Origin of the sequence: Stenotrophomonas maltophilia group sp. Smal17 (genome assembly GCF_030237045.1) — a bacterium.
Lineage (GTDB): Bacteria > Pseudomonadota > Gammaproteobacteria > Xanthomonadales > Xanthomonadaceae > Stenotrophomonas > Stenotrophomonas forensis.
The window spans coordinates 1-15,857 of sequence record NZ_JASJSU010000095.1 but is presented as its reverse complement, the minus strand read 5'-3'; the positions used below and the strand labels follow the sequence as shown (position 1 = coordinate 15,857).

Sequence of the window (15,857 nt, the reverse complement as noted above, 5' to 3'; positions counted from 1 at the left end):
GAACGCTCGAATATCACTGCGGCGTTGCCCGCGCGTTGCGCGGTCAACGCCGCAACCGCTATCAATGCAGGGATGCACAGTGGAGAGAGAGCAATGAGCATGCAGGTGGCACGCACGTGGTGGCGCGATCTTTCGATACCGGCCATCGTCGCTGGCTTCATTACAGTGCTGGTCGGCTTCGCCAGTTCCGCCGTGATCGTGTTCCAGGCCGCGCAGGCCGTCGGTGCCGACCAGGCGCAGATCGCCTCGTGGATGTGGGCGCTTGGTCTGGGCATGGGCGTGACCTGCATTGGCCTGTCGCTGCGCTATCGCGTGCCGGTAGTGACCGCATGGTCGACCCCGGGTGCGGCCATGCTGGTGGTGGGTGCCGGCGGCGCTTCGCTCTCTGAAGCGACCGGCGCCTTCCTGCTCGCCGCCGTGCTGGGCATGCTGGCGGGCTTCTCGGGCCTGTTCGCCCGGTTGATGCAGCGGGTGCCGATGGCGCTGGCCGCGGGCATGCTGGCCGGCGTGCTGCTGCGCTTCGGCCTGGACGTGTTCGTGGCCATGAACACCCAGCTGGTGCTGGCACTGGCGATGTTCGCCACCTGGCTGGCCGGGCGCCGCCTGTTCCCGCGCTACGCCGTCATCGCCACCCTGCTGGTCGGTATCGCGATCGCCGCCAGCCGTGGCCTGCTGCACGCACAGCAGGTGCACCTGCAACTGGCGGTACCGCAGTGGGTGACCCCGTCCTTGTCGTGGACCGCCGTGGCCGGCATCGCCCTGCCCTTGTTCATGGTCACCATGGCCTCGCAGAACATTCCCGGCGTGGCGGTGATGCGCGCGTCCGGCTACGACGCCCCGGTATCGCCGCTGATCGGCTGGATCGGCGTGGTCAACACCCTGCTGGCGCCGTTCGGTGCGTACGCGCTGAACCTGGCGGCGATCACGGCAGCGATCTGCATGGGCCGCGATGCGCATGAGGATCCGGCACGACGCTACACCGCTGCCATGGCTGCTGGCGCCTTCTACATTGTCATCGGCCTGTTCGGCGCCACGGTGGCGGCACTGTTTGCGGCGTTCCCCAAGGAACTGGTGGCCTGCGTGGCCGGTATCGCGCTGTTCGGCACCATCGGCAACAGCCTGGCCAGTGCACTGGCGGTGGAGCGTGACCGCGAGGCGGCACTGGTCACCTTCCTGGTCACCGCCTCGGGCGTATCTCTGGCCGGGATTGGGTCGGCATTCTGGGGGCTGGTGGCCGGCGCGCTGTGCCTGCTGGTACTGCGGGCGCGCGCGCCGGCCTGAGCACGAGGATCAAGACTGCGGGCGAACGGCGTTGCCGATCATCGCCTGCCCCTCAGCCGGCCATCGCCTGCGCCACGAACATCATCACCAGGACGAAGAAGATGGCCCCGACCGCCGCCGGTACGCTGGTGCCACCCCGGGCTACCAGTTCGCTGCGCAGGCGTGCCGCATCGTCTCCGGCAACGACACGTGCCCGGGTGATCTCCCGCTGGCAGTGCGACAGATACCAGCGGTTGGCATACACCGCGGCGGTGATGTTGAGCACGAAGTTGATGAACATGGACATGCCTTCGGGCACACCCAACAGAGCCTCGGCGATGCTGAAGAACACCAGGGTGCCGGCCCAGATGGCCGCCAGCCGGTACATCCTGCGGTACATCATCCAGATCAAGCCGATCAGGAACGCCGGCCAGTGCCAGGTACCGCTGCCCGTGGCGATGCCCTGATCCAGCCGCCAGCGCTGGCGATAGATCGGGAAGTTGCCGCCGACGACGGCGGCATACAGCGCCATGTCACCCTCCAGCCCGGTGGCCGGCGTGGGCAGGGCGGCCGTCGTGGGCGCGCGGTAGGGATCGGATGGATCGGCGGCGGTCGTCGCGACTCCTGCAGGCTCGGGCGGTTGGGCGACCGGCCCGGCTGCGGCCACCGCAGGGTCGAGCTCGGCCAGCGGTCGCCACGACGGCATTCCCTCCCGCCACAACAGCGTACGCGCCGTCACCGTCCCGTCCTGTTGCAGGCGGCGCAGCCCGGCAAGATCGACCGGCCCTTCGCTCTGCCTGCTGTTGGCATACCACCACTGCGCATCCTGCATGTTGCCTACCTCTGCTGGTTCCATCATCACGCTCAACGTCCTGTCGTTGCCTGCAGCGGTGCTCTGGCCAGGGTCTGTGCCATCCGGTGGCTTGCGCCCGGTTCAAGGGTAATCTGCTCGGGACCGGCATTGGCCACTTCCAGACACACATAGTCGCGCCAGCCCTCGCCGACATCCGACATTTTCGCCGCGGCCTCGGCTCCCGGGTTCCAGGCCACCAGGGTCTGGCTGCCTTCGCTGTGGATCTCGATCTGCCGCTGCAGCACGGGATCACGCAGCACATAGTGGCCCTGTGCCCCGGTGTAGATGCGGTCGCTGCGGCCAGGATCGCGCGGGTCGCGCAGCGACCATGGCCCCTGCTGCTGCCGCGCGTGGGAATAGTCCTCGTACTTGTCCAGGTACTGCAGTCCGTCGACACCCTCGACGTCCACGCGGCTGGCATCACCCACCCTGAAGTAGCTGTGCAGTGCCTGGGTGAACGTCACCGGGGCGGTTCCGATGTTCTCGGTGATCAGTTGCTGGTGCAGCTGATGGCCGACGTGCACCACCATCTGCAGGCGCAGGCCGAGTGGGTCGGGCAGTAACGGGGCCAGCTGCAGCTCCACTGCGCCGTCATCGCCCTGGTGCACGTGCAGCAGTTCCCAGCGTGCGGTGCGCACCAGGCCATGTGCAGGAGCATCCGCGCCCTGGCCCTGGCGACCGAACCATGGCCAGCACACCGGCACGCCACCGCGGATCGGCGTCGGCAGCTCGGCGCGCATGGGCGACAACCACAACAGATCCGGTTGTCCCTGCGGAATGAACGACAGCAGCTGTCCGCCGAACACGCTGATGACCGCCGTGGCGACGGGCGTGCGCACGTGCCAGGCCTCAAGCCCGTGATACAGGCCGTTGCTGATGTCCGGATTCGACTGCATGCGATGACGCTCCTTGAAGACCGCGGCGATGATGTCGCGGTCAACGTGCCGCCGGCAAGGCCTTCTGCGCACTGGGCGCGGCAGCCGCCTCTTCCTGCAGCGCGCGCAGGATGCGTTGCCCGGCGCGACCATCGGCATTGGCCCAGCCAAGGCGTTGCTGTTCGGCCTGGATCGCGCGACGCGTGGCAGTACCGATCATGCCGTCTGCGCTACCGATATCGTGGCCGCGGGCGAGCAGCAGGGTCTGCAGCTGACGGCGCTCATCGCGGCCGATTCCGGGATCGTCGGTGGGCCAGGCCGTGGCCAATCCGGCGCCGCCGCGTAGCTGGTCGGCCAGCGTGGCGATCGCCAGTGCGTAACTCTCGGCCGCGTTGTAACTGTAGATCGCGTCGTAATTGCGGAACACCAGCAACGCCGGGCCCTTGCTGCCGGCCGGCAGCAGCAGGGCGGCACGCGCGTCGGCGGGAAGCTTGGCCGGGGCCAGCGCACTGCCATCCAGCGCAGTCACTCCCTGCGCGCGCCACTCGGCCAGGGCGCGGCGCTGGGTACGCCCCGCCTGGCTGGCATTGAAACCGGCGGGGACACGCACCTCCATGCCCCACGGCTCGCCACTGCGCCAACCGGCGCGCTTGAGGTAGTTGGCGGTGGACGCCAGCGCATCGGGGATGCTGCCGACCAGGTCGCGGCGACCATCGCCATCACCATCCACGGCGATGCGTGCGTAGGTGCTGGGCATGAACTGCGTATGCCCGAAGGCGCCTGCCCAGGACCCGGTGAGGCCCTGTGCCTGCAGGTCTCCACGGTCGATCAGCGTGAGCAGGGCCAGCAGTTCACCGCGGAAGAAGGCCTGGCGGCGGCCGGCGCAGGACAGCGTGGCCAGCGACTGCAGCAGCGGGCGCTTGCCGAACACGCGGCCGTAGTCGCTCTCCACGCCCCAGACCGCGACGATGGTGGCCGGATCGACGCCGTACTGTGCAGACACCCGATCGAGCAGGTCACGATGCTGCTGCAGCATCGCGCGGCCATCATCCACGCGCTGGCGATCGACCAGCGCGGCCAGGTAGTCCCAGATCGGCGTGGTGAATTCGGGCTGCGCATCGAGCAGGCCGAGCACGCTCGGGTCGGGCGTGAGGCCGGCGGTGATCTCAGTGAAGCGCTCAGCACGGATGCCCTGGCTGGCGGCGGTGGCCTGCAGGTTCGCCAGGCAGCGGCTGAAGGCTGGATCGGCACTGGCATCCGCTGCCGCAGGCGTGGGGGCCGAAACCAGGGCGGCTGCCAGGCCGAGCGTGGTGAGAATGGGCATGGCGTCCTCCGTGTTGCCGTTGCAGGGCCATCTTAGGGGTACCGATGCCGCCGAACCTGAAGGGCACCCGGACCACCGGCGGGCTGGACCGCACGCAGCAGGCGCAGGCCGTAGGCAGGACGGTCGGCATCCCAGCGCTGCGTGACCTGCAGCCCAGCCTGCTGCAGCAGCGCTTCAAAGCTGTCATCGGTGTACTTGTGACTGTATTCCACGCGGATCGGCTCATCGGCGGCGAAGTGGAAGGTCCGGCCATCGAGATGGACATCCTGCGCCCAGCGGCTGACCAGGTCGGTTTCAATACGCAGCCGGGCGGTGCTGTAGCACGCACGATGACGGAATCCGGCGAGATCGAAGTCACTGCCGATCTCGCGGTTGAGCCGGGCCAGCAGGTTGAGGGTGAAGGCAGCGGTGACGCCCTGCGCGTCGTTGTAGGCTGCCTCGATCAGCGCCGGGTCCTTGTGCAGGTCGATGCCGACCAGGGCCAGGCCCTCACCGCCCATGGTCTGGCGCATCGCGCGCAACAGCGCGATGGCGTCCTCGCCTTCGAAGTTGCCCAGCGTGGAACCGGGGAAGAACAGCAGGCGTCGTGCCGGTTCGCGCTCGGGCATGGGCACGGCCACGGGACGGGTGAAGTCGGCGCAGACTGGCAGCATCTCGACCTCGGGCAGCGCCGGTGCCAGGTGATCGATGCTGGACAGCAGTGCGGCACGTGAGATCTCGATCGGCGTGTAGGCCACCGGGTCGTGCAATGCGGCCAGCAGCAGCGCGGTCTTGCGGCCACTGCCGCTGCCGAGTTCCACCACGTGCAGGCGCGGGCCGACGGTACGGGCGATGTCCGGCAGCACGCGCTTCAGCAGGGCCAGCTCGGTGCGGGTGGGGTAATACTCGGGGGTCTGGGTGATCTGCTCGAACAGGCGCGAGCCGCGGGCATCGTAGAAGTACTTGGAGGGCAACTGCCGCGACGGGCGCGACAGACCGGCCACCACATCGGCCAGGATCTGCTGGCGCCCCGGGGTGAGATCGGTCAGCGCCTGCAGCGCGTCATCCACCGTACTCATGTGAGGTCCCTAGCCAGGCGCAGCCCGGAGAACTGCCAGCGCGCCGGCGGCATGAAGAAGTTGCGGTAGCTGGCACGCACATGTCCGCGCGGAGTGGCGCAGCTGCCGCCGCGCAGCACCCACTGCCCGCACATGAACTTGCCGTTGTATTCGCCCAGGTTGCCGGCGAACGGGCGGAAGCCCGGATAGGCCCCATAGGCGCTCTGGGTCCACTCCCATACATCGCCGAACATCTGGCGCAGGCCATTGCCCTGCCCGGCCTGCGGGTGCAGGCCATCGTCATCGGCGAAATGGCCGCATAGCGGTTGCGAGGCGGCAGCGGCTTCCCATTCGAACTCGCTGGGCAGGCGTGCACCGGCCCAGCGGGCACAGGCGTCGGCCTCGTAATAACTGAGGTGGCAGACCGGCGCGTGCAGGTCCAGTTCGCGCCAACCGCCCAGGGTGTATTCGCGCTGCAGGGCGTCGTCCCAGTACAGCGGGTGCTGCCAGTCCTCTGCTTCGCGCAGCGCCCAGCCTTCGCTGAGCCACCAGCGCGGCTCGCGATAGCCGCCGGCCTCGATGAAGGCCAGGTACTCGGCGTTGCTGAGCGGGCGCTCGGCCAGGGCATGGGCGGGCAGCAGCACGCGGTGCGGCGGCGATTCGTTGTCGTAGGCGAAGGCGGCGTGCTGCGGCCACGCCGCGGCACCGACGGTAACGATGCGTTCGGGCGATTCGATCCAGCCCTGCGCAGTGGCGATGCTGGTGATGGCGTGCAGGTCCTGCCGGTAGGCCGGCTGCAGCGGATTGCACCAGAACGCATGCTTGATGTCGGTGAGCAGCAGCTCCTGGTGCTGCTGTTCGTGCTGCAGGCCCAGCTGCAGGTGCTGCAGCGCCTGTGGGTCGAGGTCGCCGGCAGCAAGGCGTGACTGCACCTGCGCATCCACCTGCTGGCGGTAATCGCGTACCTGCTGCAGCGAAGGGCGCGACAGCAGCCCACGCTGTGGCCGCGCGTGGGCCGGGCCGATGCTCTTGTAGTAGCTGTTGAACAGGTAGTCCCAGCCAGGATCGTGCGCCGGTGCGGCGGCAAGGCCTGCCAGCACGAAGCGCTCGAAGAACCAGGTGGTGTGGGCCAGGTGCCATTTGCTCGGGCTGGCATCGGCCATGCTCTGCAGCATGGCGTCCTCGGCGCTGAGCGGCGCGGCCAACTGCAGGCTGCGGGCCCGCACCCGCGCGAACTGGTGGGCGAGATCGTGCTGCGGGGCAGCGACGGCGGCAGGTACGCTGTCCATGCAGGCAGCATCGGCGCAGGCCGGTGAGTGCGACGTCATGGTTCGGCGTCACTTTGTTCACATGGGTGACCCGCCCGCATTCAAGAAGCGGGCCCGAACGCCGCTAACGGCAGTGCTGCGGCCGCGTCGTCACCGCGCTGGAATTCCTGCTTGCCCCTGCATCCGCTCCGCCAGCCTGCGCATTACCTGTTCGTGCTGCCCGCCGTGCTGGTCGCACTGCTGCTGTGGACGGCGCTGGGCAACGAAGACGTTGCCAGCCCGGCCCAGCGCATCCTGCCGTGGCTGCTGGCCAGCCTCGGCGCCGGGCTGGCCCTGCTCTACCACCAGGTGCGTGCGCTGTGCCTGTTGCTGCTGGTGGCGGTGGTGTTCGCGCTGCTGCACCAGGATGTGGGTGGCTACCTGCGCAGTGGCCATGTGACCGCCCTGACCCCGCTGCGCTTCCATGCCATCTCGGCCTGGTTGCCGCTGCTGTTGGCGGGCCTGGCATTGTGGCCGGAACGCGGGCGACGTCGCCAGGACCTGCTGCTGCGCGGCGTGGTCTGCGGCCTGGTGCTTGCCGTCTTCCTGCTGCTGGCAGCACAGCAGCCCAGCGGCATGCACGACCTGTTGTCGGACCGTCACTGGCGCTGGATTCCCGCCCACTGGAACGCGCTGGCGCAGGTGCCGGCCCTGCTGTTCCTGCTGGCCACCGCTGCGCTGGGCTGGCAGGCGTGGCGGCATCCGCGGCCATTGCACACCGCGATGCTGCTGGCCCTACTGTGCCTGTGGTGGATGCTGCCGCGGATCTTCCTGCAACCGGTGCTGTTGCCGGCACTGAGCAGTGCTGCCCTGCTGCTGATGCTGGGTGCGATGCTGCAGGAGTCCTTCCACATGGCCTTCCGCGATGAACTGACCGGCCTGCCGGGGCGCCGCGCGTTCAACGAGACCGTGCAGCGGGCACGCGGCACCTACAGCATCGCAATGGTGGACGTGGATCACTTCAAGTCCTTCAACGACACCCATGGCCACGATACCGGTGACGATGTGCTGCGCCTGGTGGCCTCGCGGCTGTCGCGGGTCAGCGACGGTGGCCGCGCGTTCCGCTATGGCGGCGAGGAGTTCGTCGTGGTGTTCCTGGACCGTCCGGCGGCGGCCTGTGTCGATGCCGTGGAAGCATTGCGGCAGAGCATCGAGGCCAGCCGCATGCAGCTGCGCGACCGCAGTACCCGCAGCCGTGATGACGAAGCCGGCCGCCAGCAGCGCGGACGCGGCGGCAACGGCCAGGTGGTGCAGGTGACAGTGAGTATCGGCCTGGCCGACAGCCGTGAGGATCCACGGCCGGCAGCGGTGATCAAGGCGGCCGACCAGGCGCTGTACAGGGCCAAGGACGGCGGCCGCAACCAGGTCCGCGCGCACGCCGGCCAGCGCGTGCTGGCCGTGCGCGGCGGCTGAGGCTCAGACCGCGTCGAGGTAGTACCAGCGGCCGTCGATGCGCAGGAAGCGGCTGTGCTCGGTCATTTTCACCGCACTGCCGCCGCCGATGCGGTAGCGCGCGGTGAAGCGCACCTCGGCGCTGTCCGCACCGGTGGGCGTGTGCTCGTGCACGGTCAGGCCCAGCCAATGCGTGCGCTGGCCCGGCGCCTCCTCCAGCACCAGCTCGGCCGGGCGGGTGTCCGGGTGCCAGGTCTGGCGCAGGTAATCGGCAAGGCGACGCACGTACGCGCTGTAGCGCGAACGCATCAGGCGCTCGGCGTCCGGTGCGGCTTCGCCGGCATGGAAGCGTCCACAGCAGGCGGCGTAGTCGGCGGCCAGGCCACAGGGACAGGGATCGGCGGGTTGTCGGCTCATGCCGTCATTGTCGCCGGGTTGCACGGATTGATCCACGCGCGGCACAGGTCAGTTGCAGCAGGACAGGCGTATGCTGTCGCGCCCCCACCTTGAATGACCGCCGTGCTGGAACTGGTTCCCCCTGAGTTGTGGTGGCTGGTGGTGATCGCCTTCATCGCCGGCCTGGTGGATGCCGCCGTCGGTGGCGGTGGCCTGGTGCAGCTGCCCGGCCTGTTCACGGTGCTGCCGCAGCAGACGCCGGCAATGCTGTTCGGTACCAACAAATTCAGTTCGATGTTCGGCACCGGTGCGGCGGCCTGGCGCTATGCGCGTAATGTGCGCTTCCCGTGGAAGCCGGTGCTGTTCGCGGCCGGTACCGCCTTCATCTTCTCGTTCGCCGGGGCCACGGCGGTGAGCCTGCTGCCCAAGGATGCGGTGCGCCCGCTGGTGCTGGTGCTGCTGATCGCGATGCTGGCCTACACACTGTGGAAGAAGGACTTCGGCGCGCTGCACCGGCCGCAGGAGATCGGACGCCGCGAGCTGGTGATCGCGCTGGCGATCGGTGCGGCGATCGGTTTCTACGATGGATTCTTCGGGCCGGGCACCGGCAGTTTCCTGATCTTCCTGTTCGTGCGCTTCTTCGGGCTGGATTTCCTGCGTGCATCCGCCGCGTCGAAGGTGGTGAACCTGGCGACCAATGTGGCGGCAATCTCGTTCTTCGTGCCCACCGGCAACATCCTGTGGCTGTTCGCGCTGCCGATGGCGGCGGCCAACATCATCGGCTCGGTGGTCGGCACGCGATTGGCGCTGAAGGGCGGCACGCCGTTCATCCGCAAGCTGTTCGTGGGGTTGGTGGTGGTGCTGATCGCACGGATGGCGTGGGATACGTTCCGCGGTGCGTGAATGCGGTTGCCGGCCAGCGGCCGGCACTACCATGGGCGGGTTCATGACCCGGTAGTGCCGGCCGCTGGCCGGCATTCCCATTCAATCGGCCGGGTCAGGCCTCGGCTTCTTCCGGTTCGTTGGCCTGCTGGCGGCTGCGCTCCGGCAGCTTCAGCCGCTTGCCTTCTTCGTCGTACTCGATCAGCAACACGCCGGAGTCGTGGCGACCGCTGATCTCGACGAAGCAGGCGCCACCGATGAACGGTTCCAGCGTCATCACCGACTTCAGCGGGGTGGCCACCACCATCTGGAAGCCGAAATTGTCGAAGATGTTCATCGCCAGTGCGGTGAACTCGTTGTCGGCCTTGTCGAAGGCCTCGTCGAGCACCACCGCGGCGTAGCTCGGCAGCTGGCTGTCGGCGCCGCCGAGCTGGTAGCGCAGTGCTGCGGCCAGGCAGGTGGTGGCCAGTTTCTGGCGCTGGCCACCGGACTTGCCGGCGCCGCTGCGGTAGATCTCGACCTGCTGGCGCGTTTCCGCATCCAGTTCGACGCCGATGAACTCCACGTGCATGCGCACGTCCAGCACCAGCTCGCGCCAGCGCTTGTCCTCGCCTTCCTGCGAGCCCAGGCGGTTGACCAGCTGGCGCAGCACGGTGAACTGCGATTCGGCCAGCTCGCGCTGCTCGGTCTGCTGTTGCGACAGCACTTCGCGCAGCTGCAGGTGGAACTCGCCGACTTCCGGCAGGCGGCGGTCGCTCAGCTCGATGGTCAGCAGCGTGCCGCGGTTGAACGGCACCTGTTCCAGGCTGGCATTCACTTCGTCCAGGCGCTGGCCGATCGACTTGCGGGCCTCTGCACTGTGCCGCTGCAGGGCCAGCAGGTTGTTCTTGCTCTGGTTCTGCAGCAGGTCGAAGAAGCGTTCTTCGTGCTGTGGAAGTCCATCACGCTCCAGGCGTTCGAGACGGGCGAGGAAATCCTCGGCCGAGGCCACCGACACGGTGAAGTCACCCGACTCCTCCGGCCACTGCTGGATGAAGCGACGGAAGCAGCCGATCAGCTGGTTCTCGATGCGGTTCAGGTCCTGCTGCGACGACGACAACTGTTCATTCAGCGCATTGCTGACCTGGCGCATGTGCGCTTCCAGCGTTTCCAGGCTGAGCGGGCCCTGCTCCTGCAGGCGCTCGGCCAGGCCGGCCTCCTGCTCCTGAGCCAGGCTCGGCAGCACCAGTGCACGGCTCTGCTGGCGCGCGCGGTCGAGGCGGTCACGTTCCTTGACCAGCTGGCCACGCTCGACGCGGACGTCTTCATAGGTACGGCGGGACTGCTCGATGTCGGCGCGCACGGCGTCGATCTGCTTGGCCAGCTTGGCGAGGTCGGCGTTGCCTTCGCGCAGGTCGCGCAGGGTGGCCTCGATATCGCTCAGGCGCTGCTGCGGGGCGGCGATGTCGATCTCGTTCCAGCTGATGCTCACCAGTTCGTGGCAGGCCAGGCGACGCTCGTTGTCGCGGTCACGCTGGCCGCGCAGGCGCGCGATATCGGTTTCGCAGCTGGCGATGCGCTTGGCCAGTTCCTGCGCTTCACGCTCGAAGGCACCCACCTTGTCGTGGTTGTTGAAGCCGAGGATCCAGCGGCGGCGATCGCCGACGGCGCTGCGATCGTCCTTCTCGAAACGATCGCCCGGATGCTTGACCTGGCCTTCGCGGGTGATGCCGCGGTCGACGTTGCGCAGCTGCTTGGCGTCCACGCATTCGTAGTCGAAGCGCTTGCCCAGCTCGCGGCGCAGCCAGCTTTCGAACACGTGCTCGCGCAGTTCCAGCTTGTGCAGCAGCGACTTCGCCGACGGCTCTCGGGCAAACGCATCATCGTTGCGGCGCACGCGGTAGTAGGTGAAGCGCATGCCCAGGTGGGTACGGTTCACCCACTCGGCGACGTCGTTGTAGTGCTTGTCATCGACCAGCAGCGACAGCGCGAAGCCGCCCAGCACGCGCTCGATGGCGCCCTGCCAGCCCTGCTCTTCCGAGCGGACCTGGATCAGCTCGCCGACGAACGGCAGTGCCGCTTCGGCGATGCCGGTTTCTTCGGCCAGGCGCGCGCGCAGCTTCTGCATCGGCGCCGGGATGTTGGACGGCGTGCGCTGCATCGCTTCAAGTTCGCTGCGCACTTCGCCGAAGCGGCGCTCGTCATCGCGCTTGCCACCGAGGCGATCGCTGATCGCATCATCCAGTGCCGCCGAGGCACGCTGGCGGTCCTGCAGTTCGTTCTGCGCACGCTCGACCAGCTCTGCGAAACCGTGGGCGTCGCCGGGCAGTTCGGCCTGCAGCTGCTGAGCCGCTTCCTGGGCCTGGTCACGCTTGGCCTGGCGGCGGTCACGCTCGGCTTCGGCACGGCCCTGCTCGCGTTCCAGTTCCTCGATGCGCTCACCGCCCTGCTGGCGGCGCTGCAGTTCCAGTTCGGCCAGGCGCTCGGTGTGGTTGTCCAGCGCGGCGCGGCGCTGGGCTTCCTCGCCCAGCAGGCCACGGTCACGCACATCCATCTCGCGCAGGCGCGCTTCGATCAGCGCCTGGCGGCGGCTTTCGCGGAAGCTGTCGACGCCAAGCTTCAGCGCTTCGTCGTCGCCGCGCTGGCGGTGCATTACCTTCAGATCGTTGTAGTAGGCACGTGCCGGCAGCAGGGTTTCCACCTGGCGGCGCGCGGTGACCACGGCCTGGTGCGCGCCATCGAGCTCGGCGAAGTCGCTGACCAGGCGCTCGGCCGCGTCGAAGGTCTTCGGCGTGTCGAGCATGAAGTCGCGCAGGAAGACGTTGAGGTCGCCCAGGTTCTTCGCCGACTGCGTCTTGTGCAGCAGGCGCAGCGCCATCTCGTTGTCGATGCCGAGCAGGTCGCGGAAGCGCTCGGCGTAGCCGGAGAAGGTGTCGAAGTGGTGCAGGTCGGACAGCTTCTGCTTGAGCTTGCGCAGGTCCAGGTCGAAGCCACCGAGATCCTTGGCGATGTCGAACGGACGCTCGGCGATCATGTAGTGCTTGCGCACGTCGCCGGCCGAGGTGCCGTTGCCGGAGATCCACAGCAGGCGCACCAGGCTGACCACGCGGCCATCGCCGGCGCGGTACTCCAGCACCAGCGCGGTCCAGGTCGCGCCCTTGCGCAGGTACTGGGTGGCGATTTCGCCGGTGCCGCTGTCCTGCTGGTCGGCCCACGCGCCACGCACGTAGGACACCAGGTTGCGGTCGCGGCCACTGCGCTCGGCTTCACGCGCGGCGGCGTTGAAGTCGACGATGGCCGGCGGCGTCAGCAGCGCGGACATGGCATCGAGCAGGGTCGACTTGCCCGAGCCGGAGCGGCCGACGAACAGGAAGCCGCGCTCGGCGATCGGTACCTCGGTCAGACCGTTGAAGGTGCCCCAGTTGTGCACCTGCAGGCGGCGCATGCGGAACTGCTGCAGGCGCGGGTCCGGCAGGCCTTCGTTGAACAGGGCGGGAGTGTGCTTGGAGATAGCCATGCGATGGTCGGGTCTCTCAGGCCTCGGCGGCCGGGGTTTCGCGCAGCTGGCGGTAGACCGCCGAAAGCTGGGACACGTCTTCGGCGGAGAACAGCAGCTTCAGCGCCGGCGAGACTTCGTGGCGGTCTTCCTGGCCGCTGAGGCGGGTCAGGATGTGGTTGTCCTTCATCTTCTGCACCGCCGAAGCGACGCGGCGGTTGAAGCCGGCGCGGTCGGTGGACAGGTTCTTCTCGTAGATGGCCAGCGCTTCGGCCATCTCGGCGTCGGCGACCACCGCGCGGTTGCCGCGCGCATCGGCCTCGGCCAGCTGCTGGCGCAGGTACAGCAGCAGCACCGAGTCGATGAAGGTCAGCGGCGAGGTGCGCAGCAGTACCGGTGCATCAACGTCTTCGGTGTCGGCCTGGCGGGTGAAGGCCACGCCGCTGTCGCGGTCCAGCACCAGTTCCAGGAACAGATCGGCCAGCGCGGAGCGGATGGCGGCTTCACTGCGGATCAGCGCCGGCCACAGCTTGGCGTGGCGCAGCTGGTCGATGCTGGGGCCGATCAGCAGCTGGCACAGCGCGCGGCGCGCATCCAGCGGCAGGCGCCCGGTGTCGCCCAGGTAGTACACGTCGTTGCCACGGCGGGGCTGCGCCACGCTCGCCACCGGCTCGGCCTCGTAGGCGTCTTCCGCCACGTCGGCCTGCGGTGCGTCGATGGGATCTTCATGCCAGCTCATGGCGTCTCTCCTGGGTGAACCAAACCAGCGGGATGCGGGCGCGACGGACCTGGCCGTCGCCACCACGCCATTGCGCAAGCTCCTGCTCGCCGGCGACCACGTTGCCGAAGCGCGTGCCCAGCGACAGGTAGCCGATGACACTGCCAAGACCCTGCGGCGCCTCGCGCTGCGACAGGGCCTGGGCGATGCTCAGCCGCGGCTGTGCATCGAGCAGGTCGTGCAGGTCGCGGCGCAGGGTGCGGAAGTCGATTTCGGACGAAGCGACCAGGTCGCCGACGCTCTCCAGGCTGATCGCGGCGGCGTCGTTGTACTCAACGTTGCCATCGACCTGGGCACTGCGCGGATCATGCAGCTTCCACTGCGACCACGAGCGCAGGCGGCTGGTGGTCAGCTGCAGGTCACGGCCGATGCCGCGCTGTGCGGGGAACTCGTCGCGCAGCGCCAGCGCTTCGGACTGCGCCTGCTTCAGCAGCTGGTTGAGGCGGCGCTGTTCCAGGTAGCCACGGCTCTGCACGAAGCCGCGCAGGCTGCGCGCGAAGTTCTGCAGCACATCGTGCACCTGGCCGCCACGCTCGAGCATGGTGCTGGTGAAGCCACGCAGGAAGTTGCGTTCGTTGCGGTCCAGGCGGCGCGCGAAGCCACGCGCCAGCACTGCTTCCAGCGCGGCATCGAGCTGGGCGCTCTGTTCGGCGTCGTTGAGCAGGCGCCAGAAGGCCTGGAAACTGCGCCCGGCATCGCTCTCGCCGATCACGTCCACGCCTTCGAACAGCTGCGACAGGACGTCACCGCGCTCGCCTTCATCGTCGATGATGCGTTCGCGGAAATCACGGTTGAGCTGCTCGAAATCGTCGCGCACGCGGCGGAAGTCTTCGGTCAGTTCGTCGGCCAGGCCGATGATCTGGCGCGCACGTTCCAGCGCGCGCTTGCCATCCAGCGCGATCACGCGGCCAGCACCGACGCGGGCGATCTCGGCATCGATGCGGTCACGCTCGTCGCGCAGCGCCGACAGGCGCGCGTCCGGATCGGATTCGGTCTGCGCTGCCAGCTGCGAGAGCTGTTCGATGACCAGCGCCAGGCGGCTTTCGGTGGCCGCCACGCGGGCCTGCTCGAGGCCATCGGCGAAGCGGATCGCCTGCAGCGCCGCGGTCGACAGTTCGTACTGTTCCTGGTCGGCACCCTCGGGCAGGCGGCGTTCCAGCCAGCCCTGGGCCAGCCAGTGCGCGATGTAGGCCTGCGCGGTACGCGGCAGGTCGCGCGACAGTTCGTCGCCGTTGAGCTGGTCCAGCGCGCGTTGCAGGCGCTCGTTGAGCACCGACGACGACAGCGTGCGCTCGCCGTCCATCAGCAGCCCCTGCAGCAGGCCGATGATTTCCGGGGCGTGGTCAGCGGCGAGCAGCTTCCATTGGGGCTGTTCGCGCAGATGACGGTAACGGGAGATGCGTTCGCGATGCTTCATGCAGCGAAAGAGGTCTGTAGGGCTGACAGGGACGAGCCACCACGCACGGCTGCCGCGCGGGCAGCCGTGGGCATGCCGGCCCGCAGCGGCCGGCGGGGTGCGGGCAAGCGGCTCAGCGCTTGCCGCCCACTTCGATGAAGCGCAGGAACTCGGCGCGGGTACGCGCGTCGTCGCGGAAGCTGCCCAGCATCTTGGAGGTGACCATGCTGACGCCGCGCTTGTGGATGCCGCGGGTGGTCATGCATTCATGGGCGCCTTCGACGACCACGCCGACACCGATCGGCTGCAGCACGTCCTGGATGCACTGCGCGATCTGCGCGGTCATCTTTTCCTGCACCTGGAAACGGCGGGCATAGGCTTCGACGACGCGGGCCAGCTTGCTGATGCCCACCACCTTGCCGGCCGGCAGGTAGCCGACGTGCACGCGGCCGATGATCGGCGCCATGTGGTGTTCGCAGTGGCTTTCGTACTCGATGTCACGCAGGACGATCAGTTCGTCATAGCCGGCCACTTCCTCGAAGGTCCGCTCCATGTAGGCGCGCGGGTCGTCGCGGTAACCGCTGAACCAGTCGCCATAGGCTTCGGCGACGCGGCGGGGGGTATCCAGCAGGCCTTCACGGGACGGGTCCTCACCGGCCCAGCGCAGCAGGGTGCGCACGGCATCCTCGGCCTGGTCCTGGGTCACGTCGCCCTGCGGGGCGGCCTTTTCGTTGTTCTTGCTCATTGCGTACAGCGTCCCGAACGGGGGGCGAGCATCGTACCCGACCGGGGGGTGGGTCGTCCTGTTGGGACGGTTCATCGGGGGTCGTGTTGGCGCGTCGTTGCTGTCGGTCTGGAGTGGGAGAGGGGGCTGCGCAGGAC

The 15,857-nt window shown here is 68.3% G+C and carries 13 protein-coding genes; 3 read left to right on the top strand and 10 right to left on the bottom strand.

Annotated elements, in window-relative coordinates; genetic code table 11:
• Nucleotides 1-93: 93 nt before the first annotated feature.
• The gene (locus QRO93_RS18230) at nt 94-1,281 is read left to right on the top strand and encodes a benzoate/H(+) symporter BenE family transporter (RefSeq protein ID WP_180878519.1); all 1,188 of its coding nucleotides are present in this window, start codon (nt 94-96) and stop codon (nt 1,279-1,281) included.
• Between the two features lie 52 nt (nt 1,282-1,333).
• On the opposite strand, the gene QRO93_RS18225 is transcribed toward QRO93_RS18230, so the two are convergent.
• The 5 genes from QRO93_RS18225 to egtB are packed head-to-tail and all read right to left on the bottom strand — an operon-like array spanning nt 1,334 to nt 6,638.
• Nucleotides 1,334-2,092: a GYF domain-containing protein gene (locus tag QRO93_RS18225; protein WP_053451188.1), complete on the bottom strand. Its 759-nt coding sequence runs from the start codon at nt 2,090-2,092 to the stop codon at nt 1,334-1,336.
• 32 nt (nt 2,093-2,124) lie between these two features.
• Nucleotides 2,125-3,009 carry a D-hexose-6-phosphate mutarotase gene (locus QRO93_RS18220; protein ID WP_285304311.1) on the bottom strand — a complete coding sequence of 295 codons (885 nt, stop codon included), beginning with the start codon at nt 3,007-3,009 and terminating at the stop codon, nt 2,125-2,127.
• 40 nt (nt 3,010-3,049) lie between these two features.
• A complete protein-coding gene (locus QRO93_RS18215; protein ID WP_180878520.1) occupies nt 3,050-4,312 on the bottom strand; it encodes a lytic murein transglycosylase in 1,263 nt (420 codons plus the stop codon).
• A 32-nt stretch (nt 4,313-4,344) separates the two neighbouring features.
• Entirely contained in the window at nt 4,345-5,370 is a 1,026-nt protein-coding gene (egtD, locus tag QRO93_RS18210; RefSeq protein ID WP_180878521.1) for an L-histidine N(alpha)-methyltransferase, read from the bottom strand.
• Nucleotides 5,367-6,638 carry an ergothioneine biosynthesis protein EgtB gene (egtB, locus tag QRO93_RS18205; RefSeq protein ID WP_053451192.1) on the bottom strand — a complete coding sequence of 424 codons (1,272 nt, stop codon included), beginning with the start codon at nt 6,636-6,638 and terminating at the stop codon, nt 5,367-5,369. Before egtB ends, egtD begins: the two co-directional genes overlap by 4 nt.
• A 150-nt stretch (nt 6,639-6,788) precedes the next feature.
• On the opposite strand from egtB, the gene QRO93_RS18200 reads away from it, so the two are divergent.
• Entirely contained in the window at nt 6,789-8,069 is a 1,281-nt protein-coding gene (locus QRO93_RS18200; protein WP_285304310.1) for a diguanylate cyclase, read from the top strand.
• Between the two features lie 3 nt (nt 8,070-8,072).
• On the opposite strand, the gene QRO93_RS18195 is transcribed toward QRO93_RS18200, so the two are convergent.
• On the bottom strand, nt 8,073-8,465 hold the full coding sequence (locus tag QRO93_RS18195; RefSeq protein WP_180878523.1) for a YchJ family protein: 393 nt from the start codon (nt 8,463-8,465) through the stop codon (nt 8,073-8,075).
• Nucleotides 8,466-8,558: 93 nt separating this feature from the next.
• Between QRO93_RS18195 and QRO93_RS18190 the strand changes: the two genes are divergently transcribed.
• Nucleotides 8,559-9,347 carry a TSUP family transporter gene (locus tag QRO93_RS18190; protein ID WP_219626123.1) on the top strand — a complete coding sequence of 263 codons (789 nt, stop codon included), beginning with the start codon at nt 8,559-8,561 and terminating at the stop codon, nt 9,345-9,347.
• Between the two features lie 94 nt (nt 9,348-9,441).
• On the opposite strand, the gene QRO93_RS18185 is transcribed toward QRO93_RS18190, so the two are convergent.
• The 4 genes from QRO93_RS18185 to folE all read right to left on the bottom strand — a co-directional run bounded on the left by QRO93_RS18185 (nt 9,442) and on the right by folE (nt 15,720).
• The gene (locus QRO93_RS18185) at nt 9,442-12,822 is read right to left on the bottom strand and encodes an ATP-binding protein (RefSeq protein WP_164087969.1); all 3,381 of its coding nucleotides are present in this window, start codon (nt 12,820-12,822) and stop codon (nt 9,442-9,444) included.
• A gap of 16 nt (nt 12,823-12,838) precedes the next feature.
• Entirely contained in the window at nt 12,839-13,540 is a 702-nt protein-coding gene (locus QRO93_RS18180) for a DUF4194 domain-containing protein (RefSeq protein ID WP_053512058.1), read from the bottom strand.
• Entirely contained in the window at nt 13,527-14,996 is a 1,470-nt protein-coding gene (locus QRO93_RS18175; RefSeq protein WP_014039010.1) for a DUF3375 domain-containing protein, read from the bottom strand. The genes QRO93_RS18180 and QRO93_RS18175 overlap by 14 nt, the downstream gene beginning before the upstream one ends.
• Before the next feature lie 112 nt (nt 14,997-15,108).
• A complete protein-coding gene (folE, locus tag QRO93_RS18170) occupies nt 15,109-15,720 on the bottom strand; it encodes a GTP cyclohydrolase I FolE (RefSeq protein WP_004141296.1) in 612 nt (203 codons plus the stop codon).
• Nucleotides 15,721-15,857: the final 137 nt, after the last annotated feature.

What these genes read in the sequence shown, in the direction of transcription:
- egtB (WP_053451192.1), bottom strand. Translation starts at nt 6,638, where the DNA reads ATGGACAGCGTACCTGCCGCCGTCGCTGCCCCGCAGCACGATCTCGCC.
- egtD (WP_180878521.1), bottom strand. Translation starts at nt 5,370, where the DNA reads ATGAGTACGGTGGATGACGCGCTGCAGGCGCTGACCGATCTCACCCCG.
- QRO93_RS18190 (WP_219626123.1), top strand. Translation starts at nt 8,559, where the DNA reads ATGACCGCCGTGCTGGAACTGGTTCCCCCTGAGTTGTGGTGGCTGGTG.
- QRO93_RS18185 (WP_164087969.1), bottom strand. Translation starts at nt 12,822, where the DNA reads ATGGCTATCTCCAAGCACACTCCCGCCCTGTTCAACGAAGGCCTGCCG.
- QRO93_RS18175 (WP_014039010.1), bottom strand. Translation starts at nt 14,996, where the DNA reads ATGAAGCATCGCGAACGCATCTCCCGTTACCGTCATCTGCGCGAACAG.
- QRO93_RS18215 (WP_180878520.1), bottom strand. Translation starts at nt 4,312, where the DNA reads ATGCCCATTCTCACCACGCTCGGCCTGGCAGCCGCCCTGGTTTCGGCC.
- QRO93_RS18195 (WP_180878523.1), bottom strand. Translation starts at nt 8,465, where the DNA reads ATGAGCCGACAACCCGCCGATCCCTGTCCCTGTGGCCTGGCCGCCGAC.
- folE (WP_004141296.1), bottom strand. Translation starts at nt 15,720, where the DNA reads ATGAGCAAGAACAACGAAAAGGCCGCCCCGCAGGGCGACGTGACCCAG.
- QRO93_RS18220 (WP_285304311.1), bottom strand. Translation starts at nt 3,009, where the DNA reads ATGCAGTCGAATCCGGACATCAGCAACGGCCTGTATCACGGGCTTGAG.
- QRO93_RS18225 (WP_053451188.1), bottom strand. Translation starts at nt 2,092, where the DNA reads ATGCAGGATGCGCAGTGGTGGTATGCCAACAGCAGGCAGAGCGAAGGG.
- QRO93_RS18180 (WP_053512058.1), bottom strand. Translation starts at nt 13,540, where the DNA reads ATGAGCTGGCATGAAGATCCCATCGACGCACCGCAGGCCGACGTGGCG.
- QRO93_RS18230 (WP_180878519.1), top strand. Translation starts at nt 94, where the DNA reads ATGAGCATGCAGGTGGCACGCACGTGGTGGCGCGATCTTTCGATACCG.